Raw genomic sequence first — 19889 nt, 5'->3', positions numbered from 1 at the left:
AGGATGACTAATGAGAGTCAGGAGACGCCTTTCTCCGCTTTTATGCTTGCTAGCAACCATAACTTCTACAAGTGTTGTAGCTCAAACACAATCAACCAGCACGTCTCCTTGGCTCGAAATCGAGACCAACGGCGGACTACCGAATGGAACGGAAACATTCGGATTTCCGTTTGCTAGGTCACTAGGTAACGAGGAATCTACCTTTAAATCTTCAGTGCCCGTCCCCACTCGGCGCGAGCAGAACTCAGCGTTGATGTCAGCGCGTGACCACCAAACATCCGAATCGCCTGGCAATACACTCAAGCTGTCAAATGCCAATTATGGCGACATCAACTCCCAAAACGACAATTTTGATACTGATCGAGATAACTACCTGACTAGAGATCGCCAAGACAACACCGTAGAAGGCGCGGCACCTAATATACAGGAAGCTGCCTCTATACCAGCATGGCTTGTTGTCATGCTTTTTCTCCTTGTAACTACAACAGCTCTTTCCATTGGTATTAGTTTCTACCTTTATCGTTGGAGGCAATTACTTATCAATGACCAGAGATTGCTTGTTCCGGAAAAGTGGGGCAAATATCTATCTTCAGTCGGATCGGGGCTAGAAGCGCTCCATATGGGCATTACGACAGAATTAGCGCGCAATACTGATCAGAACGGCAGAACCGAAACGAAAGTCGCCTCCATGATAGAAACATATCTTGAACTTAACTCTGCTCTCGATGAAAAGGACCAAGAGATAAGACGATTACGTAAAGGCTATGATGCAGAAATTTTCCGGCGATTTGTATTAAGGTTTGCACGAGTTGATCAAGCTGTTAGTGAATTTATAGAGGACGGCGATGATTCGGAATCACTACACTTTATCAGACGACTGCTTGAAGATGCTTTTGAAGAGTCAGGCGTCATACGATTCGAGCCTGACGTCGGAGATGATTATAGAAAACTCGGCGATAGTATTTCAGATAACCCCAAGATTATCCCAACGCAATCTGAAGAAGATGACTTCAAGGTGGCTGAAGTCATAGAAGCAGGATATCGACTGATAGCGGGGGAAGAAGCGACTGTGATCATACCCTCAAAGGTCAAGGTATTTCAGCTTTCTAGTAATCCAGGAGCTTAATCAATGTCAGCATTTATAGGTATAGACCTAGGAACCACATTCTCCGCGGTCTCCACTATTGACAAGACCGGTAGGCCTCTAATCATTCATGACGAGGATGGCGAAAACATAGTCCCCTCCTGTGTCTCAGAAGGTGACGAGGGCCAGATGGAAGTTGGCGATACCGCTCGAAAAACATGGGGCGTCTCCCCCGAGAGGGCTGCAGCTCGTTTCAAAAGAGACATGGGTACAGAAAGAACCCACAGCATTAACGGAAAGAATTTCTCCCCAACACAGCTAAGTAGCTTTGTATTAAAAAAACTACTCAAGATAGCTAACAAGAATCTTGGAAGTGTTGGTGAAGCTGTGGTCACAATTCCAGCTAATTTTTCTACAGAAGCACGTGAAGCCACGATGACGGCAGCAAAAAGTGCCGGCCTAAAGGTAAATTATATTATCAATGAACCGACAGCGGCCGCACTGTACTACGCCTTCAAGAACGGCGAAGATCTTCATGGAGTATATGCAGTATATGATCTAGGCGGAGGCACCTTTGACGTATCCATAATCCGAGTCGACGGTCAGGATGTCGAAGTGCTCGCATCTAATGGTGTGTCTAAGCTCGGTGGAGACGATTTCGACAAAGTCATTATTGGGATTGTAAAGAGGAAGTACGCACAAATCACTGGCGACCCTCTTGATGACGAAGACTTCACTTTAAACGACGCAGAAGAAGAGAAAAAGTCACTTTCAAAAAGGAAAAGCGTCACTCTCAAAGTCAATCGGAAACTGATTGAAATATCGCGTGAAGAGTTTGAGGAAGGAATATCTACACTCATAGCTCAAGCGGAAATGCTTTGCGAATCAACGATCGAAGAGGCTGGTATTAGTCCTTGCGATATTAGAGAGATATTTCTCGCTGGGGGTAGCACTCGCGTTCCCCTCGTTCGAGAAAGTGTAACGCGAGTGTTTGGTAAAGAGCCAACAGCCTCTGTCAATGTAGACGAGGTTGTGGCAATGGGCGCGGCGCTTTATGCCGCTTATAAGGGTGACAAATCTAAACTAACCGAGACACAAAAGCATTCCATAGGAAAGATTCGAGTAAGTGAAAGCACATCCAAGTGCTTTGGCACTATCGCCGTAACGTACGACCAACACCGTGACCAACCCACTTTGTCGAATAGCGTCATCATCATGAAGGGGGAAAAGATACCATGCTCTGTCACCGAGTCTTTCTACACCATGTCTGATGGGCAAACATCAGTAGCATGTAGGCTCACTGAATCCACAGCACCGGAAACTGACCCGAGATTCGTGAAGATTATTTGGGAAGGCGCGCTCGAACTACCCCCGGGACGACCGGAGGGCCAGGAAATCAAAGTTACTTACGCCTACGACGAAAATCAGATAATGAAATGCGCTTTCGTCGATGTTGCGACAAATAGAAGGACCGACATTGATCTATCAATGTCTGGAAGCGATGACGGACAAGCTATTTCGATTGAACAGTTCACGGTAGAGTAACATGGAAATACTAGCCATAATTGGCGTCATAATCGCTTGGGTTTTTATCGGCCAAATTCTCTCTGCTGGCGCCAAGACCGTCACAGCTGCCGGCAAAACAGCTTTGGGAAAGGGTACGTTTTCAGAAAATCTAGAGCTTCAGTTCCAAGGAATGCAGCCCTTCGAAGTCAAACTTGAAGATGGCAACATTGACACTGATGACAAAGATAGTCCGATCGTAAAGCAAATTATGGGCAAGGGTCTATTTCCTGTTACACGCCCAGTCAACGCTGCGTGCATCACTTCGATATTCGACAAGACCTCTGGAGAGTATGAGCCAGTAATATGCGTACTGGACGCATTTCAAGAAGATGAAAGCCTCGTCTATCAACATGCGCTTCCAATTGGCGAGGTAAAACCTAACTACGGCTTCACAAGCTGGGTAAGGCTTGGGGTAGCTATTCCGCAAATGATACAGCCGCCATACACTGGTAAGCGCGAGCTTGTTGCGGTTTTTCGGTTAGTGGACATAGATAATCTTCCCTCTATAAAGCATGGCTTCCACCAACCCGATGATCCAGGAATTCTATGGCAAAAAGGGATCGACTTTACCTGGGAGTATGATGCTAAGGGCTATTTAGAACAGTCTGAAGACCGCGATGAAGCACAATGTCTATCTCTTAAGTTGGGCGTAGCGGTGGCAATGTCCGATGGATCACTTCACTCTGATGAAGGTGAGATCCTCAAACAACACGTGATGAAGCTGATCTCTCCATACGATGGTGATGAAGAACAACGTCTTAAGGAAATGTACAACACCGCTCTACGTGAGTCCTACAAAGCAGCTCTAAGTGGTGATTTGGCAGTAAGCTCCTTGACAAAACGCCTCAACGAGGTTGCGGATCCTGCACAGAAGTTTGAAGCGGTCGAACTGTGCTTTGAGATTATGGCTGCTGACGGTATTGCAGAGGCAAGTGAGCTTACACTAATTTCTAAAATTGCTAGCGCGCTTGAACTTGATTTGGATGAAGTCAATAAGCTGCGTGACCAAAAAATTGTTTCACTTGATGCATCTCAAAGTTCAAGCGATGGAGTTGAATCTCTTCTAGGAATCGATCCAGATTGGCCGAAGGACAAAGTTAGAAAGCACTTATTGGGGGAGTTTCAGAAATGGAATAATCGACTCAATACCCTTGATGATGGTGAGGAGAGAAGGAATGCTCAATTAATGCTTGAAAAGATTGCGGAAGCACGTAAAAAGTATGCTTAAAGAGCTGGAATCATGTAGAGCAAGGATAGAAGCTCTTAGATTTTCCGGTGAGCGCCAATCCTGCTCACAACACAAAAAATTTGCTGTAGACGCACAGAGAATACGTGACTCCTTGTTTTCGCAGGAGTTATCGATCAGTTCAGCCGTCACTCCCACCCTGGATGAGAGCGTTCTAAACGTCTCACATCGACTTGAGATTCCTCGCGCTTGTATACACGTTTTCGTTTTTCCTGGCCCTGACCTCAATGCTCAATGTTTGCTAGGAACTGACGGAGAGTGCATAGTCAGGTTCTCTTCTGCTTTGATTGATCTTCTGTCTCCTAAGGAATTCGAGTTTGTATTAGGACATGAGATTGCGCATTTCCTCTTACGGCACTACAGAACAGAATTTTTTGGTCAACCTCACTCAATAGAGTCCTTGATGCATGACCGAGCAATGGAAATATCTGCGGATCGAATTGGACTCGTTGCGTCAGGCGCAATTGACGTCGCCATTAGAGCGTTGATAAAGACTGCATCTGGCCTGAACGATAGACATTTGAGATTTGATGTCAGTTCTTTTATGCGTCAGATGGATAAGATTGAGGGCACTGATACTCGTGCAGCAGAATCGACGCACCCATCCATACTTATCAGATGCAGAGCATTGATATGGTTTTCCCTCAACGAAGATTTTTATACAGGAAATCTCCAGTTTTCCTCCAAAAATTTGATACAAATCGATAAAAGAATCGAAGAAGATTTGCAAAGATTTATTGATGGGCCAGCTAAGCAGAAAATTGCTAACGCGGAGCGGGATGTTGCAATGTGGATGCGGGCCAAAACTATAGTGGCAAAAGGAACATTTACAAAGGATGAACAATCAAAATTCAAGGACGAATTTGGGGACCAAATGTTGGTTAAGATGACTACATTTCTTAAAGGATTATCCAAGTCCGAGAGCATCGATACGGTTGAAGCAAAACTGAATGAGTCGCTCTCGTATCTCAGTACTCTGAGTCCAACAGCTTCTAGAGCTTGGCGAAGTTAAATTCTTGAGTCTATATTCTTCAGCCAAAACTTATTCACTAGCCAGTTAGAGCACAACCGTTATTGATCACTCCACTCTATCGTTGCACGCCCGAATGGTCGGTCACTCGAATTCGACAGCCCTAGCCATGATCCAAAAACATCGCGTCCGACCTCGGTGCTCATACCGGCCAACATACCCAGATTGAGGACAACAGTTACAAAAAACATCGACCGGAACGATTGCTTCTTCGACTTGTGTCTTAGGAACTGCTGAGCCACTAGAGCTCCCGGCCAGCCACCAAATAGCGATAGGCCATGGAGAGTTCCTTCAGAAGTCCGCCATGCCCCATCCTTGGCTGCTACCTTGTCAAACGCGTAAACAAAGAATGTAATTATGCTCAAGCCAATGTAGGCCCAAAGGATCAGGGCTGGTAATTTGCCAACCACTACGGCAGCTGAAATTGCACACAGGAATACAATGGCCACAACAACGGCAACTGTCCTGCCCTTGGTTCCCTGGGCTGGTTTCAGCCGATCACCGGGCAAGAGCACATTGGCCGCCCGCGGTCGACCTCGGTTATCGGTACCCAGATCATATGACGCTATCTCGCCTACGACTGGCCGCCTGCCCCGGCGTCTCACTGCTGAGACGTGCATGAAGACATCTTTGCCTCCATCCTCGGGAGTGATAAATCCAAACCCCTTTTGGTCATTCCATGACCTAATTTTTCCCTTTTGACGCATTTATCTCATCTACAAAGCAATTAGCTTATAAAAGCGGTGAAAAAATATCGCCCAGATGTTCCTGACAAACAAGCGCTGTCAATATCCCGAACCTCGATAGGTGTGGTATCTGCACAATCACCGTATCATTTTCAAAGAAATAGTGTGTCGCAGTTTGACACGCAGAATTATTCCAGCCAGTTTCGATACTTCGCATTCCAGTAACTCGATAAGGGATTGAATCCAATAGTGCACTGATCTGCGGTTTTCCAACACACACAATTTCGTTCGGGCAATGCTCAGTGAAATATGGTTTCCATATCCGATCATTGCAGAATTGAAGTGTCTCCCGGGCAACATCACTAGGAAGTTTTGACCAACTCGGGTGACGATAGGGTGAGAACGGCGCCTGAAGCACCTGCAGCGGCTCCCATCGGAGCAGCTTAAACATTTCTTGGTATTGTACCTGTAACTTACTGCTACCCATCGGGGCGGAAAGCCAACGTTCATTAACGTATGCGCTTGTTCCTTCGGCGGTAAACATGCCGTCGTTCTCATAATCAGGCGTGTTACCAGCGGGATTGATGGACATTATCAAACGAGATGAGCCAAGTGTAGACTCCGGCGAAGATAGAAAGCGATATCCTCGATCACCCAATTCTCTATACCCAAGGCGTTCGTAGCCGTTTTCGATTACACCTTCCAATTCGGCAAGAGAACTCCAACTCCGCATTTCTTTCTCCCCTCAGGCTCGAACTTTGGGTGTAATGTTCTAATAATGTGGGCAGACGTGACCAGAAATGATCAGTATATCTGGCTCCTAAGTGTCAGCTAGATTTACTCTTGTGTGACGGAGGTCACCTTTACACCAACCGAGATACAACTTCTCACCGCTGGGGGTATGTAACTGGTACAAATCTTCTGTAACCGGCTCTGCGTCCAGGGCTCTCGCAAAGAATTCGAAGTCCTCTCTCCATGCCTGATCAGCGCTGAAAGATTGTACGATCATCGCCGCAGTGGCGGTATGGAACGCTCGAGCTGTCAGAATCGCGGAGACGGTTCTATGCATGAGCTGGTAGCGAATTTCATCTGCCATTTCACGTCCATCGTGAAGCTCCGCTTCCAGGTAGCGTATGCGCTCCTGCTGGCCCATCGAGGCATTCCTACGTTTTTCACCTAGCGTCGGTCCGAAGGGCTCGTCGACTTTAGCCTCGACCCCCAGTACCACTAATCCACACTCGTTCCTCGCGATAGCCATTACATCGGTGCAAGAGGAGGTCTTACCGCCTGGTAGCTCAACCTCCCATTCTGGGATCGCGGCTAGAAGTTCCAGATTCAACAACGCTGGATCTTCCGAAGCTTCGAGGGTAACCCTAAGGTCCTGGGGCAATTGATCACGTGCCGTTTCCCAGCAAGAGGCCGTCGACATGGCCGATCGGCCGATTTTCCAATGAAGGTCTGGTTTTGCGAGGAGGGGTTTCCAATCATCGCCCGATTGGGTGGGCACAAATATTCTTTTCATTGGTTGAAGCCTAGTCGATTCACTGATCAAAAACTAGACAGCCCCAGAATGCCAGTTTCCCAGTGTGCCTGCCTACACGACAGGTGCCGGGCCGGATTTCGGTTTTGGTTCGGAAGTTCGGTTGGGAAATCCGTTACAACTCTTCGAGTTGCTGGCCCCCAGTTCGCCGCGGAGTCCCGTGAAGTTCGGTATAGGTTCGGAGTTCGGAATATGGGCGGTGATCTATGGAAAATCCCGTTATTTTTCTGCTACTTAGGGCCACCGAACTCGCCCTCTCCGCTCCCCTCATAATCGGCAGGTCGAAGGTTCAAGTCCTTCTGGGCCCACCATATCCCTTTGTTTTTTATCAGATTTTTCTATATATCGACCCGCCGACTTCCATCGGCGGGTGGGGGATTTTGCGTGCGGAATCGGTAGGTGAGGATGCTCGAGCGAAACCGTTGTAACCGGAGTTCGCCCGCAGAGAAATGGTCGGTGTGAGAGGATTCGAACCTCCGACCCCTTCCTCCCGAAGGAAGTGCGCTACCAGGCTGCGCTACACACCGTAGTTTTGAGGCGCGCAACTATACCAAAAGGTCCCGGGCAGGCCAAGAGCCCTTCGGGAATCAATGACTTCGGTAGCCCAGCGGGTCTCGCTCCTAGTCCTCAATGTCTTCCAGCCTCCATGCGGCCGTGTGCTCACTGAGCTTCACCGACTCCGGAAAGCTTCCTTCGCTCATCTTGGCATAGATAGTACTTCGAGCCAGCCCTACCCGATCAGAAACGTCTTTGATCCTTAGAAACGTTGGCTTCGATTTTGGTTCGTCATGCTGCGGCCTGACAGCCATGGCTGAGACCAAATCCCTCATCCTGGATTCCAATTGCTTGGTAACCCTGGCCACAATCGCATCAGCTACTCCATCGATGAACTGCCTGGGTATGGTTATGCTGAGATACTCAACCTGGTTAGTACTCGATACCTCCGCGTGGTGTAGAACAACCACGCGGCATCGAAAGTGTCAGACCGAAATTGGCGACCAAAACAACGGTCGCAACCATCGAGCCTCCTCCACACCAATCGTTATAGGCCTTCCTTAGGGATCGGCTCGGCCACCGAGGTTATCGACCACAAACCTTATTGAAATTCGGGATTAAGGTTAAATCACTCATAATCGGCAGGTCGAAGGCCTGGGCGGCCCCGTTAACTCCTTCTGGGCCCACCATTTTCTCGCTCTGGCTCAGGCGTGATTTCGTGATGGCTTGATCAATGACTCAGCGGGGATACCCAGTTCCTGATTCAGCTTCCAGATCATTTTCAGGGTCAGCGAGCGCTTGTGATTCAGGATCTCGTAAATCCGGTTGCTCTTGCCAATCATCGGCTCCAGATCCTTGACCGTCAGCCCTTTTTGCTCCATCTCATACTTTATGGCTTCCACCGGGTCGGGGAAATCCAACGGATAGTGCCTGGCTTCATACGCTTCCACCAGGGTTACCAACACATCCAGTTTTTCACTCTCCGCTGTCTCCGGGGCAGCGGTCATCAGCGTTTCGATTTCTTTCAACGCAGCACGGTAATCCGCATCCGTTTTAACTGGTTTGATGTCCATGGTTTTACCTCTCCCACCAACGATGGGAACTAAATGGTTTGCACGTCAATCTGGTAATAATGTGCGTGCGTACCAATGAAACGGACGTACACCACGCGGTAGGCATAGTTGATCCAGACCAACAGCCAGTACTTATTCCCAGCAAGGTTGAACACCACTCTTCCATCTTTGAGGATGCTGGCGTTCCGGATATCCTGCTTTACTTCGGCTGGCGATGACCAATCTGCGTTCAGAGTATGGCGATACCAGGCAAGCGTCGGCTGCATCGCATCGATGTAAGCAGGATTGTCCTCCCAGACGGCTTTCAGGGTTGATAAGGCTACAACCCTCACGGCACACATCTCCCAACGACTTTCTCACGCGGCAAAAGCCTTTCCTGTAGATAGATCATTGAACAACAAAACAGTCCCATAATGGGACTATTGCAAGTGTTATACACTCTAAAACCGCTCACTTTTCAAGCTCTACCCCATTAACGGGGGACGGGAATCCAGTAATCCACGCCATGGGCCAGTTTTCGCGGAAATGACTCAGATCGGTCAGAGAGTGGTTTGATTGCCTTTGCCCCACTGAGCTACAAATTAACCACCCAATTCAACTGATCAGAGCTGGTTGTTTGGTGTTCAACAACACAAGCCAATCGCCGTGTATCGGTTTCTGCGGGTATCACTAAATGGGCCTTTTCCCTGTTTATCTAACTCAACTCACCTGTTCCCCACTTCAGTCAGTGTCCGATTTCTCATGCCGCCCCTCCCATCAGGTGACTGTACAACATAGTCAACGCATCTCCACCGGGACCGGGATTTCCGCATTTCATCTACCCACGGAATTCGCAGGAGGACGACCGCACTGGTCAAGGGTTGAACATTCACCGGAGACAGAACATTGAAGAAATTCACAAGGCGGAACCTCATCAAAGGTGGAGCTGCAGCGGGAGTTGCTGCCGGCACCTACAGCCCCCTGAGTAGAGCCGCGCTGTTGGTTCCCACCTATCGCAGTTCCCGAAAAGCTGTTGTTATCGGTTCGGGCTTCGGAGGATCAGTGGCCTCGTTACGTTTAGCGGAGGCAGGCATCCCGACGATGCTGATCGAACGCGGAAAACACTGGGTCTATCAGGGTGAGGATTCCTATCCCACCGTGGGAGGATTTATCGGCGATATCGACGACGGGCTCCTGTGGAAAGAACCCGGTCCAATTTCCGGTTCCACAGGCATGCTGGAGCAGTACATCGGTGGCTCGATTCCTGTGGGTGTTGGCGCCGGCCTGGGGGGCGGCTCGCTGGTTTATGGCGGTGTCCTGTTGCAACCACCGCGCGAGTTGTTCGAGAAAGTACTGCCGAATATTTCCTACGACGAAATGGACTCCATCTACTACCCTCGGCTGCTCTCAAGGGTCAGCGGCGGCAAGATTCCCGACGATATTCTGAATTCACCCAATTACACATCAATGCGAGTGTTCATAGAAAACGCAAACCTGGCCGGACTCGATGTCGTGCGCAGTGAGGTCGGATTCGATTGGGATGTCATTCGCAAGGAAGTTCAGGGCGAGATCACCCCCTTTGCCTCGATCGGTGAATACGTGCTGGGTTGTAATAGCGGCGCCAAGAAAACCCTCGACAGGAACTACCTGGCCGATGCGCAAAATACCGGCAACCTCGAGATCATGACCCTGCACAACGTGGTCAGGGTACGCAAGAAAATCTTCAGTAGTCGTTACGAGGTACATTGTGATGTCGTCAGCGAGGACGGAGAAGTCATTGCCAAGCGCATCATCGATTGCAAGTACCTGTTCATGGCTGCTGGCTCCATTCATACAACACGCCTGCTGTTGAAGGCGAAGGCGCTGGGCGACATTCCGACAATCAACGAAGGGGTTGGGCAGGAATGGGGAACCAACGGTGATGAACTGAAAGCAAGAAATAACATTACCGCGTCAACCGGGCCGGTGCAGGGGGGGCCCCCTGCGATTGCTGCATTCGATTTCGACAATCCGGTCAAGCCGACCGGTTTCATGCATTCCCCCAATCTCGTCGCCGGAGAGTACATGCAGATGCAGATGGGAATGTGTATTCCCGACCAGACAAGCACGGCTTCCTACAATGTGGTGACTGACAAAATTAACTTTAACTGGTCCCGGGAAGACAATGAGCCATCTACCTCCGCTTTGAACCATACGATGGACAAAATGATGAACAAGGGCGGCGGAGAACTACTTGATGTCAAAGCGCTTGGTACCTGGCACCCACTGGGAGGCGCTGCCATGGGTGTCGCGTGCAGTGACCTGGGCGAATTGTACGGCACACCCAATCTCTTCGTAGTCGATGGCGCCTTGATACCGGGGTCATCGGGTGCGGCCAACCCGTCACTGACTATCGGTGCCAATGCGGAACGTATTATGGAGCGATTGGTAGCCCAACTGACATAGTAAAATCCGCCTGACTCCGTCCGTTTGGGGGCCTGTGTTTCGGGCCTCCTTATGGACCATCCAATTGGACCATCCGATCTGCGCGGTGCCCTAGGGGACAGCCTGTCGCCGAGGGTCTCGGATCCACTGGATACCCTGCCAGCCTTGAGCAGGACTTCACCGAACTCGCGCTTGGCTTCAGTCGCGTTGATACGTCCCATAGGGGTAACCTCTGGCAATTAGGCGTAAAGCCCAAAATGATCATTTTCGTCGACCGAATTTCATTCTCGAGGATTCGAATCCCTCGCTACATCAGTTGTTTAAGTGTCGGTAGAGATGGTTATTTATCAGCGACCGACTTTAGGGATGGTTACCCACAAATACTGATTGACTGGCAAGCGAAGCCTGCAGGGGGTATGCGCCGAACGGCAGGACGGCGGCGCGAGGGGTGTAAACCCGGTTGCTCTTGCTCCGCTTTGATCAATTGAACTACTGCAACCGAAGCTTGTTACTGTCCATCGCACTATGGTGAACCCTGAGTATTTGAAGTCGCTTGTTTACAACACGATAGAAAATATTGACCTTATCCATGGGGTAAAACCTGACGCCTTCGCCTGATCGGGTCCTTTCTGTACCCATCTGAGAGTTATGGCAGAGAAGATCGAATGCCTTGAACACCTTACTTGCGAAACTCTCGGCATAGCTTTGATAGCTTTCGGCAGCAATATACAAATAGATTTCCTCGATATCGGCCTCTGCCTGATCGGTGATCTCAAGCGTTAGCATTATTGACTTTGTTCTTCGTACCGTTGGCGGGCGCTAGCCAATATTTCATCTCTCACTTTCTGGGTAAGAGGGCGAATACGCCCTTCGTCAGCAGCAGTTATGCCTTCTTGAATGAGGGTATCCAGATGAGCTTCCCTCATCGCCTCGATGCGCTGTGATTCCTCGTAGGAATACACTACTGCAACGGGGCGCCCGTTGCGCTCAATGGTCACTGCCCCGCTTTGCACGTCATCGACCAGTTGGCCAAAAGCCTTGGAGGCCTCTGTTGCGGTTACTTTCTTCATGGGGCGAAATTCCGTAAATTCCGTAATTTACGGACTTCTAGCATGGAGTAGGGTTGAATGCAATAGAGGGTCATTTCGGGGGGGCACCGCAGAATTTAACGATGGGACCACCATAGACCATCATTTCGCCCCTTCACGCCACCCAATGCCCATCTCCAATTTTTAAGTCTCTGATTTCGAAGGCATCAGCGGGCATCCGGGCGCGTCATTTTCACTCAGGGTAGTCTCAGTTAGACTCTCCTGAACGTTCGGTATAAGTTCGGAGTTCGGAATATGGGCAGCTAGCTATGGAAAATCCCGTTATTTTTCTGCCGCTTCCCTCGCTGCTTGCCCTGATCATCGCCATACTGGGTACTGCGGGAACTGCTTTGGCGAGGCAAATCATATGTCTGTATCCCTACCCAGGTTCACCGTAATAGCCCGGATGACAACACTCTTATTGGTTCTAATGGCCGCAGGTTGTGAAACGACAGACTCTTCACTGCAAGCAGCGGGTAAAACGGAAGCGTACATCACTGGATTTCATGATGGCAGGCACAGTGGAATGAAAGAAGCCGGCAACTATCTCGAACACATGGTCAAGGACACTCAGCGATTCGAAACGGAGACAGACTATCGCGAGGGCTGGCTGGCCGGCGAGGAAGAAGGTATTAGAATGCAACAACAGGCCGATGCCGCAGTAGGGTCGGCAGCAGGGTATCAAATTACCAAGGACGCGAATAAATCTGTCAAAAGGGACATTGAGAAAGCCGGTAAGGAAGCTACACAGAACATCGATACCGATTCACTGAAAAACCTGAAATAGCAACCTCATTCATGTCGTCAGGCTAATGCAGCCATTTATAGACTGGATAAACGAGGCCCGATCCTTACCCCGACAGTCCCCGGTTTATATTGAAGAGCCGATGTATCTGCCAGCAAATCAGGAAGCACGACATGCACCGCCTAATGCCATTCCCTGTTGTTCTGAGCCTCGCCTTGCAAGGCTGCATGCATGAGATATGGAATGCAGGGGATCTGGCTGATTGGGTGCGGCAACAGGCAGTCAAAGAGGGCTGCAAAAGCGATAGCATCGAACTGGAAGATTGGTATCGCAAAACCGAGAGCGGCAACGTCTGGCATGGCACCTGTCGCAACGGGGCCAGTGAGACCATGGCTTTCACTGTCAACGTGGACCCGGTCTGGAAACCCTCCGAATCGTGAAACGGGATCAAACCTGTATCCAGACGCACATCGGCCGGGGAATATGACTGAAGTTACGTCAGCTAAACACACGGCAGCAGGCTACCTGGACCGTCTCGCGCCGTTTTGCTCTCGGCACTTCTGTTTTTCAGACAGTTATAGCGCCCTGGACTACCCGACTTTACCGGGGGGATCGATGGCACTGATACTCTGCTTATGAACAACGCCAATCCCATGCTCACACGCGCGACCATCGACGACCTTCCTCAACTGCTGGAACTTATCAGGGAATTTTGCGCTATCGACGGCCACACTTTCGATGAGCAACGCCTGGAGAGCTGCCTGCCCGATCTGCTTCACACAGACGATTACGGCCTTGTCTGGCTAATCGGGGAACCCTTTGTCGGGTATGCCGTGATCACCTGGGGGTACAGTCTGGAATCCGGCGGCCGTGAGGCGCTGATTGATGAGATCTACCTGCGATCAAGGGGCCAAGGCCTCGGCTCCCGGGCCATCGAAGCAATTCTCGACGACTGTCGCTCCCGGGGAGTCCAGATGGTCTTTCTAGAGACTGAAACGCGTAACACCAGGGCTCGGAGTTTCTATACCAGGGCGGGATTCACAGCGGACGACTCGATATGGATGAGCCGCTCCCTGAGCGATTCTCGTGAGTAGCCTATGATAGTAAAACCGGCCGGCTGAGAAGCCGGAAATTTCCACGGTTAGCTGGCCCGGTTTTGGGGGAGCGGCTTGAGTCTGATTGCCGCCCACCGGTTATCAATGAATTCGGAGTTGTTGTATGCCCAAGGGATTGTCTTGTTTGTTTGTCGCACTGGTCGTGTCATGGCTTTCAATCTCTGCTGAAGCACAGCAGCCGCCTGAGGAACCCGACAGGCAGCAACCAAAGGTGACCGGCTCGAGCGAAGTAGCGGCAGACACGCATGACCACACGCCAGAAGCCACGAAAGCCGCGGCAGATGCTGCCTCGACCACCGCAACTGTCGGAAACAAAGAAGCAATCCCCAGTGCGGTCGACGCGCTGCCACCCGGGGCCAGCGAGGCGGCACAGAAACTGGCCGAGGAGATTGACGGCCTGAGGGACTGGATTGCCCGCCTGCAAGTCGTAGCGTTGCAGCTCAAGGAGGGCGTTGACCTGGATCAGGCCTCACTGACCTATCGCCGGGACGACCGCGTCATCCGCCTGCTGACCCGCGCCAATGAATTGGCGCAAGAAGTTGAACAACTGCCGCGGGAGGATGCCGCGCGTGAACTCCTGGCGAACCATCTGCTGGGTGAACTGGCAGACCTTGGTGTGGCAGTGTTCAGGCGGGTGGACGCGCTACAATCGCAAATTACCAAGGAGAAGGATGGTCTGACAGACAGGAGCGGAAGTGACCGGGAGCTGGACGAGTCGTACCTGACCAGTCTGGAAGCGACGCGTGACCACTTCCTCCGCGTACTGGCTGACCATATCGCCACCCGACGCAGCTTTGAACTCCCGGTTGAAGATCTCCTCCCATCGTTAAAAACACGGTTATTGATCCAGGCCGAAAGCGTTGCCGGCCGTATCAGTTTTCTCCAGTACACTATGGGAGACCTCAGTAAGAAGCTGGCGCTAAACTCGAACAACGAAGATCTTAAGGCCGCTTTCAGCGAAGCCAACGACTACCTCGAGCACAACCTGCAGAGAATGCGTGAGCTGGTCGACATTATGGAAACGGTTGAAATGGATACCGCGGAGTATCGCTCCATCCTGGTAACGGAAGATTCCGGGATATCCATGGACATCATCAAACCCGGGGTAGTGACAGTACTTTTCAGCCAGTGGTTCGATTTGATTCAGGATTACCTGGTCTCCCAGGGCCCCGACCTCATTCTGAGTGTCATCCTGTTCCTCACCGTTCTGGTCATTTTCTATCTGCTGGCACGGCTGACACGGCGGGGCTTGAAGGCTGCACTCGGCAGGAGCAACATTCACATCTCGATGCTGATGAAGGATACCCTGGTGTCACTGAGCGGCGCCGCGGTGATGCTGCTTGGCATCCTGATGGCGCTGTCCCAGATTGGTGTTTCACTCGGGCCGATGCTTGCCGGCCTGGGGATCGCCGGCTTTATCATCGGCTTTGCCCTGCAGGACACACTCTCCAATTTTGCCGCCGGTGCGATGATTCTGATCTACCGTCCATATGACATAGACGACTATATCGAAGTTCCCGGTGCCTCTGGAGTGGTCAAGAAGATGAATCTGGTGTCCACCACGATTACCACCTTCGACAACCAGCTGCTGGTAGTGCCCAACGGTAAGATATGGGGAGACGTCATCAAGAATGTTACCGGGCAGACGGTACGCCGGGTCGACCTGGAGTTTGGCATCGGTTACGGCGATGACATTCCCAAGGCAGAGGCAATACTGGCGCAGATTGCCAAGGACCACGAGCTGGTGTTGGATTCGCCGGAAACGGTGATCAAGGTGGGCAGCCTCGGGGACTCCTCGGTCAACCTGCTGCTGCGGCCCTGGGTAAAAACCGCCGACTACTGGACGGTCTACTGGGACATGACGCGAGAGGTCAAATTGCGTTTTGATGCCGAGGGTATCAGCATCCCCTTCCCGCAGCGGGATGTGCATTTTTACAGTGCAGGAAACGCACAGGATACAGCCGATCCGGCAATGTCTACCGAATAGTTACCCGGGTTCAAATCTCCGGGAGCCTCTAATCAAGATTCGCCGGGGGGAGTCCTGGGTGGCTATGCTCTGCTAACCAGAGCACTCGCGGCATGCTGGATGTCACGTGTTGTCACCACTGTGGATAGTGCGGATCAGCGCGGGAATCTCAGCGGGGTGCATCACCGTGTGATGGGGCTCGATACCCAGTTCCGCGTCCAGCGGTTGCTGGTGCTGAATCCACACTGACGTGATGTGGGTGCTGTGCGCGCCAGCGATGTCTGCCGCCAGACTGTCCCCCACGTGGATCGCTTCGGAGGCCTCACAACCGGCGAGTTGCAGCGCCTTTTCAAAGATCGAGCGGGCAGGCTTCTGTTCCGGCTCCTGGCCGCCGATGATGATGTGGTCGACATGCTCCGCCAGCTTGACGGCCTCGACCTTGGGTAACTGAGAAAACTCGGGGCCGTTAGTAATAACGACCAGGGTGAACAACTGACGGGCTTCCGCGAGAAACTCAATAATGCCAGGGTAAAAGTCAAAGGCCTGGAGGCGGTCGTGATCGAACTTCTGTTGCAGGGCAAGGGCCTCATGCTCCGTGACGTTATCAATCCCGAGTACTGCCAGCAGGTCCCGAATTAATTGAACGCGAAAAGCCTCCTCACTTTGCTCACGGATGATTGGGAGGTAGCGTGCCTCCTGCTGCTCAGTCCAGTCCCGATAAATCCCTTTTACGTAGGCATGCGCGAATGCACTCCCATCGATGCCGGGCCCGAATCGATCTGTGACGGCGCCAGCCAGCTTGTCTGTGGCTACCTCATTGGCCTTGGAGGTGTCACACAAGGTCAGGTCCATATCGAAAAACAGGGCTTTTAGCATGGTGTTCCCGAGGCCGGTTTACTGCGGAGGTACAGCCTACAACATTTACGGCCCCCGATCCCGACGAACCTCACTCCTCAAGTGGCCAGCCGTAGTAGTCAGCAACACGCTCTGCAATCGGGCGGGTAACGGCGACGCCGGCATCTGAGTTGGTGAGAATGACGACTCCGCGCCCGCCCTCGAGTGTGGCCACCTGCAGGGCCTTATAGCCGGGGTTGTCGCCCCAGTGCCAGAATCGCGTTGGCTTTCCGGTATTCGGGTCGCGACCTTCCAACAGGTAACCCAGGCCCATTTGCGGCGTGAAGGTGGGGATCTTCTCGATCTGCGGCGGTAGCCCGGTTTCCTGCGGCGTCAACATGTCCCGGGCCAGTGTCCGGGAAACAAACCCAGGCTCCAGACCGTTAACGTTTTTCTGCAGCGCAATCATCGAGCGTGCCAGGTCGGATGCCGTCGTCCAGAGCCCCGCGACAGCGGCCGCCGGATACTCCCGGTAGCCTCCGGGCACCAGGGTCCCATCCTGCGCATACCCCACGGCGCTCACCGCTAGAAGCGCTTCCGGGTAAGGCGAAACATAGGTGCTGTCGGCCATCTGCAAGGGATTCAGTACGGTCGACTGCATGAACGCCGCAAAGGCCTGCCCGGTGACGTCCTCTATCAGCAATTGCACCACCAAAAGACCACCGCCCGAATAGCGCCATTGGCTGCCGGCTTCGAAGATGGGTTCTACCGGTTCTGACGTGGTCGGGGGCTCGCCGTTCAGCATGTCAGTCAGTGTGTCGGGCAGTTTCTCGCCGGGCCGATAGCCGGGGTAGAAACTGGCACTCAAACCCGCGGAGTGAGTGACAAGCTGGCGAACGGTGATGATGTCACCTTTGAAAGTTGAATTGTTCGGGATCTGCCAGCGCTTGAGATAGCGGTTGGCCGGTTGATCCAGCTCAACCTTACCGGCATCCACCAGCGTCAGCAGCGCCCGTACCGCCACGGGCTTGCTAAGGGAGCAGGCCTGAAACCGCGTGTGCACGGTAACCGGCTGCGCCCCGGTTAGGCTCGCCACCCCGAAGCCCTGAGCCCAGAGAATCCGGTAGCCATCCATAACAGCGACGCTCGCACCGGGAACGTGGTGCTCCTGCAACAGCGTGTTTATCGCCGCCGCCAGAGCCGGTGGCACTTCCGTTGAATTCTCGACTGGTCGCGCTTCGCTGTCGGCACCGAGAGTACTGGACGCGGTCATCCAGACCGCCAGCAGGATTGCCACAAATCGAGGCCATGATTTGGTCATATCTCCCTCACTTTGGAATGGTCACCGCCGCCGTGATCAGAACATGCAGCGACCGCTTCGAGCGAGACTGGCCCGATCAGCAAAAACTTCAACTCATCCACAAACACAGCGCGCAACGACTGCGGCTACTGGTACCCCCCGATCTCTCCCGGAACGGCGTACCTATGCAAAGAATGAAACCCTGAATATCTTTGCCCGTGTCTGGAAAGGGGTGATGATCGGGGGGCCTGGGGGCCGGCTTGCACGGCTTTGTCCCGAACGGCTGGATTGAGGATCATCTGGGCGATGGCCAGTGTTAGTCCTGAAAGGCCGCAACGGCTTGCTCAGCCATCTTGAGTTGCGCCTCTGAGCAACTGGAGCCAGCAGTAATGCGATGGCCCTTCGGATCAAACAGCGCTCCACAGCCACCCTTGAAATTCACTTCGAACTCTCCAGTGCCCCTCTGGTAGACCGATGGATTACCAGAATCATCGCCGTCAGCCAGCGACTTTCCCACCCCCGGCGCAGCAGGAGGCTGTGCTTCCGTGAGATAGCGGGACTGTACCCAGCCGTCGGCTGATTCATCCGCCAACGAGCCTACGCGACACCAACGGGCATCTCCCTCACCTTCACATCCGAGGTTGCGCACGGTGTCCCCGCTGCGAATCGCCCCCGTCACTTCCGCATCTTCTTCCGGGCCGGCCCGAAGTCGAAGCAAACCATCCGCCCGACTATCTACGGCCTTGAAGAAGTCCGGGCCACTGGCTTCAGCGACCACGTTGGGTGAGAGAATCCAGGCGGACAGGGCCATCGCAATGGATAGCAAAACTGTCTTGATATGCGGTTTTAATAGCATTTGTAATACCTGCGCATACTGCGACGCCACTAACGTAGTAACGGGATTTAATTACCCGCCGACTCTGGGGCAATCGGCCATGGCAACGACCGTTCACCCCAACTCATTTACCGCACATCACCTCAGGTTGCTTGGTGAGCGCCACGTAGTGACCATCTTTGACGTTTACCGCGATACACTGGTCGTCGCTTCGGTTCCACCAATACTCGATATCGCCGTTCTTGCCTTCTATGCGCTTCTCGTAGCGGTATCCCATGTCTTCGAGTTCATCTTCCCCGCGACTGGCTCGCATGTCCTTCAGGTCCTGAAGGTCGTCGCTACCACTGCTCCGGTGGCGGTCTGAGGAATGGCTGCTGCCGCTGCTCGTTTCCCGCAGGAATTTCTGCATCACCCAGCCTTTATCACCCCGGTATTCCACCTCGCACCACTCTTCCCCGTGATGCCGTTCGCAATCACCCAGACCACGAACACGCTCACCGTTGTGGACACCACCGGCGACTACGCGCGAGTCCTGGGAGGGACGATCCCAGATTCTGAGTTTGTTGTCGGAAACGCCATGAATTTCATAATTCTTGCGTCCACCATGGCTGGAACTGCTGCTTGAGGAATAGCGATCGGAGTTTTTGTGGCGGCCGTCCCGGTAGTCGTCCACGGCCTCCTCGGCATCCCGAACATCCCGGCTGGAGCATTGTTCGGTGGACGACTTTTCCCTGCCGTGGCGGTCTACGACAATGATGCAACCGTCACCCACGTTGACCAGGTAGTTTTCACCCGACTCGGTAACCGTGATTCTGGCCATTGCGGGCAGGGCTGTCATCAGAACAGCGAGTGAGCATGCGCTCGCGAGGTAGCGTGATTTCAT

Annotated in this window: 21 protein-coding genes, 1 tRNA gene and 1 pseudogene; 10 read left to right on the top strand and 13 right to left on the bottom strand. The window is 52.4% G+C overall.

Annotation, left to right across the window (positions count from 1 at the left end; all coding sequences use genetic code 11):
- Positions 1–253 precede the first annotated feature (253 nt).
- The 5 genes and pseudogenes from FV139_RS17625 to FV139_RS21260 all read left to right on the top strand — a co-directional run bounded on the left by FV139_RS17625 (position 254) and on the right by FV139_RS21260 (position 4908).
- The gene (locus tag FV139_RS17625; protein ID WP_148069794.1) at positions 254–1126 is read left to right on the top strand and encodes a hypothetical protein; all 873 of its coding nucleotides are present in this window, start codon (positions 254–256) and stop codon (positions 1124–1126) included.
- Between the two features lie 3 nt (positions 1127–1129).
- Positions 1130–2629 (top strand): Hsp70 family protein, encoded by a 1500-nt coding sequence (locus FV139_RS17620; protein ID WP_148069793.1) that lies wholly within the window; start codon positions 1130–1132, stop codon positions 2627–2629.
- 1 nt (position 2630) lies between these two features.
- Complete coding sequence (locus FV139_RS17615) at positions 2631–3878, top strand: tellurite resistance TerB family protein (RefSeq protein ID WP_148069792.1); 1248 nt, start codon at positions 2631–2633, stop codon at positions 3876–3878.
- A pseudogene (locus FV139_RS21420) lies at positions 3871–4260 on the top strand (M48 family metalloprotease); the annotation flags it as partial. The gene FV139_RS17615 and the pseudogene FV139_RS21420, both read left to right, overlap by 8 nt.
- A gap of 39 nt (positions 4261–4299) precedes the next feature.
- A complete protein-coding gene (locus FV139_RS21260; RefSeq protein WP_235898708.1) occupies positions 4300–4908 on the top strand; it encodes a M48 family metalloprotease in 609 nt (202 codons plus the stop codon).
- 59 nt (positions 4909–4967) lie between these two features.
- On the opposite strand, the gene FV139_RS21415 is transcribed toward FV139_RS21260, so the two are convergent.
- The 7 genes from FV139_RS21415 to FV139_RS17575 all read right to left on the bottom strand — a co-directional run bounded on the left by FV139_RS21415 (position 4968) and on the right by FV139_RS17575 (position 9061).
- Complete coding sequence (locus tag FV139_RS21415; protein WP_148069790.1) at positions 4968–5633, bottom strand: cold shock and DUF1294 domain-containing protein; 666 nt, start codon at positions 5631–5633, stop codon at positions 4968–4970.
- Positions 5634–5658: 25 nt separating this feature from the next.
- Positions 5659–6345: a hypothetical protein gene (locus FV139_RS17600; RefSeq protein ID WP_148069789.1), complete on the bottom strand. Its 687-nt coding sequence runs from the start codon at positions 6343–6345 to the stop codon at positions 5659–5661.
- An 87-nt stretch (positions 6346–6432) separates the two neighbouring features.
- Positions 6433–7134: a DUF6946 family protein gene (locus FV139_RS17595; protein ID WP_148069788.1), complete on the bottom strand. Its 702-nt coding sequence runs from the start codon at positions 7132–7134 to the stop codon at positions 6433–6435.
- Positions 7135–7602: 468 nt separating this feature from the next.
- Positions 7603–7679: transfer RNA gene (locus tag FV139_RS17590), tRNA-Pro, on the bottom strand.
- 93 nt (positions 7680–7772) lie between these two features.
- Complete coding sequence (locus tag FV139_RS21410; protein ID WP_148069876.1) at positions 7773–7961, bottom strand: helix-turn-helix transcriptional regulator; 189 nt, start codon at positions 7959–7961, stop codon at positions 7773–7775.
- A gap of 390 nt (positions 7962–8351) precedes the next feature.
- Positions 8352–8720, bottom strand: a complete 369-nt coding sequence (locus FV139_RS17580) for a helix-turn-helix domain-containing protein (RefSeq protein ID WP_148069787.1) — start codon at positions 8718–8720, stop codon at positions 8352–8354.
- 29 nt (positions 8721–8749) lie between these two features.
- Entirely contained in the window at positions 8750–9061 is a 312-nt protein-coding gene (locus tag FV139_RS17575) for a type II toxin-antitoxin system HigB family toxin (RefSeq protein WP_235898707.1), read from the bottom strand.
- A 544-nt stretch (positions 9062–9605) separates the two neighbouring features.
- Between FV139_RS17575 and FV139_RS17570 the strand changes: the two genes are divergently transcribed.
- Complete coding sequence (locus FV139_RS17570) at positions 9606–11144, top strand: GMC family oxidoreductase N-terminal domain-containing protein (RefSeq protein ID WP_148069785.1); 1539 nt, start codon at positions 9606–9608, stop codon at positions 11142–11144.
- 468 nt (positions 11145–11612) lie between these two features.
- Here FV139_RS17570 and FV139_RS21405 read toward each other — a convergent pair whose 3' ends face one another.
- Entirely contained in the window at positions 11613–11909 is a 297-nt protein-coding gene (locus FV139_RS21405; protein WP_148069784.1) for a type II toxin-antitoxin system RelE/ParE family toxin, read from the bottom strand.
- Positions 11909–12193, bottom strand: a complete 285-nt coding sequence (locus tag FV139_RS17560; protein ID WP_148069783.1) for a type II toxin-antitoxin system Phd/YefM family antitoxin — start codon at positions 12191–12193, stop codon at positions 11909–11911. The genes FV139_RS21405 and FV139_RS17560 overlap by 1 nt, the downstream gene beginning before the upstream one ends.
- Positions 12194–12617: 424 nt before the next feature.
- On the opposite strand from FV139_RS17560, the gene FV139_RS17555 reads away from it, so the two are divergent.
- From FV139_RS17555 to FV139_RS17540, 4 genes are all read left to right on the top strand, one after another.
- On the top strand, positions 12618–12998 hold the full coding sequence (locus tag FV139_RS17555) for a hypothetical protein (RefSeq protein WP_148069782.1): 381 nt from the start codon (positions 12618–12620) through the stop codon (positions 12996–12998).
- A gap of 131 nt (positions 12999–13129) precedes the next feature.
- The gene (locus FV139_RS17550) at positions 13130–13396 is read left to right on the top strand and encodes a hypothetical protein (RefSeq protein WP_148069781.1); all 267 of its coding nucleotides are present in this window, start codon (positions 13130–13132) and stop codon (positions 13394–13396) included.
- Positions 13397–13591: 195 nt separating this feature from the next.
- Positions 13592–14050, top strand: a complete 459-nt coding sequence (locus tag FV139_RS17545) for a GNAT family N-acetyltransferase (protein WP_213004153.1) — start codon at positions 13592–13594, stop codon at positions 14048–14050.
- Between the two features lie 232 nt (positions 14051–14282).
- Positions 14283–16058: a mechanosensitive ion channel family protein gene (locus tag FV139_RS17540; RefSeq protein ID WP_187276614.1), complete on the top strand. Its 1776-nt coding sequence runs from the start codon at positions 14283–14285 to the stop codon at positions 16056–16058.
- A 102-nt stretch (positions 16059–16160) separates the two neighbouring features.
- On the opposite strand, the gene FV139_RS17535 is transcribed toward FV139_RS17540, so the two are convergent.
- The 4 genes from FV139_RS17535 to FV139_RS17515 all read right to left on the bottom strand — a co-directional run bounded on the left by FV139_RS17535 (position 16161) and on the right by FV139_RS17515 (position 19889).
- Positions 16161–16913 carry an HAD family hydrolase gene (locus FV139_RS17535; RefSeq protein ID WP_148069779.1) on the bottom strand — a complete coding sequence of 251 codons (753 nt, stop codon included), beginning with the start codon at positions 16911–16913 and terminating at the stop codon, positions 16161–16163.
- 70 nt (positions 16914–16983) lie between these two features.
- Positions 16984–18192 carry a serine hydrolase domain-containing protein gene (locus FV139_RS17530; RefSeq protein ID WP_148069778.1) on the bottom strand — a complete coding sequence of 403 codons (1209 nt, stop codon included), beginning with the start codon at positions 18190–18192 and terminating at the stop codon, positions 16984–16986.
- 295 nt (positions 18193–18487) lie between these two features.
- Entirely contained in the window at positions 18488–19027 is a 540-nt protein-coding gene (locus FV139_RS17520; RefSeq protein ID WP_148069777.1) for an SH3 domain-containing protein, read from the bottom strand.
- A 103-nt stretch (positions 19028–19130) separates the two neighbouring features.
- Positions 19131–19889 carry an SH3 domain-containing protein gene (locus FV139_RS17515; protein ID WP_148069776.1) on the bottom strand — a complete coding sequence of 253 codons (759 nt, stop codon included), beginning with the start codon at positions 19887–19889 and terminating at the stop codon, positions 19131–19133.

Origin of the sequence: Parahaliea maris, assembly GCF_008064665.1 — a bacterium.
Lineage (GTDB): Bacteria > Pseudomonadota > Gammaproteobacteria > Pseudomonadales > Halieaceae > Parahaliea > Parahaliea maris.
This window is presented reverse-complemented; position numbering and strand designations above follow the sequence as displayed.

Bases quoted from the DNA above. Each gene is read 5' to 3' on its own strand.
- FV139_RS17625 (WP_148069794.1), top strand. From the start codon at position 254: ATGTCAGCGCGTGACCACCAAACATCCGAATCGCCTGGCAATACACTC.
- FV139_RS17620 (WP_148069793.1), top strand. From the start codon at position 1,130: ATGTCAGCATTTATAGGTATAGACCTAGGAACCACATTCTCCGCGGTC.
- FV139_RS17615 (WP_148069792.1), top strand. From the start codon at position 2,631: ATGGAAATACTAGCCATAATTGGCGTCATAATCGCTTGGGTTTTTATC.
- FV139_RS21260 (WP_235898708.1), top strand. From the start codon at position 4,300: ATGCATGACCGAGCAATGGAAATATCTGCGGATCGAATTGGACTCGTT.
- FV139_RS21415 (WP_148069790.1), bottom strand. From the start codon at position 5,633: ATGCGTCAAAAGGGAAAAATTAGGTCATGGAATGACCAAAAGGGGTTT.
- FV139_RS17600 (WP_148069789.1), bottom strand. From the start codon at position 6,345: ATGCGGAGTTGGAGTTCTCTTGCCGAATTGGAAGGTGTAATCGAAAAC.
- FV139_RS17595 (WP_148069788.1), bottom strand. From the start codon at position 7,134: ATGAAAAGAATATTTGTGCCCACCCAATCGGGCGATGATTGGAAACCC.
- FV139_RS21410 (WP_148069876.1), bottom strand. From the start codon at position 7,961: ATGGCTGTCAGGCCGCAGCATGACGAACCAAAATCGAAGCCAACGTTT.
- FV139_RS17580 (WP_148069787.1), bottom strand. From the start codon at position 8,720: ATGGACATCAAACCAGTTAAAACGGATGCGGATTACCGTGCTGCGTTG.
- FV139_RS17575 (WP_235898707.1), bottom strand. From the start codon at position 9,061: ATGTGTGCCGTGAGGGTTGTAGCCTTATCAACCCTGAAAGCCGTCTGG.
- FV139_RS21405 (WP_148069784.1), bottom strand. From the start codon at position 11,909: ATGCTAACGCTTGAGATCACCGATCAGGCAGAGGCCGATATCGAGGAA.
- FV139_RS17560 (WP_148069783.1), bottom strand. From the start codon at position 12,193: ATGAAGAAAGTAACCGCAACAGAGGCCTCCAAGGCTTTTGGCCAACTG.
- FV139_RS17555 (WP_148069782.1), top strand. From the start codon at position 12,618: ATGACAACACTCTTATTGGTTCTAATGGCCGCAGGTTGTGAAACGACA.
- FV139_RS17550 (WP_148069781.1), top strand. From the start codon at position 13,130: ATGCACCGCCTAATGCCATTCCCTGTTGTTCTGAGCCTCGCCTTGCAA.
- FV139_RS17545 (WP_213004153.1), top strand. From the start codon at position 13,592: ATGAACAACGCCAATCCCATGCTCACACGCGCGACCATCGACGACCTT.
- FV139_RS17535 (WP_148069779.1), bottom strand. From the start codon at position 16,913: ATGCTAAAAGCCCTGTTTTTCGATATGGACCTGACCTTGTGTGACACC.
- FV139_RS17530 (WP_148069778.1), bottom strand. From the start codon at position 18,192: ATGACCAAATCATGGCCTCGATTTGTGGCAATCCTGCTGGCGGTCTGG.
- FV139_RS17520 (WP_148069777.1), bottom strand. From the start codon at position 19,027: ATGCTATTAAAACCGCATATCAAGACAGTTTTGCTATCCATTGCGATG.
- FV139_RS17515 (WP_148069776.1), bottom strand. From the start codon at position 19,889: ATGAAATCACGCTACCTCGCGAGCGCATGCTCACTCGCTGTTCTGATG.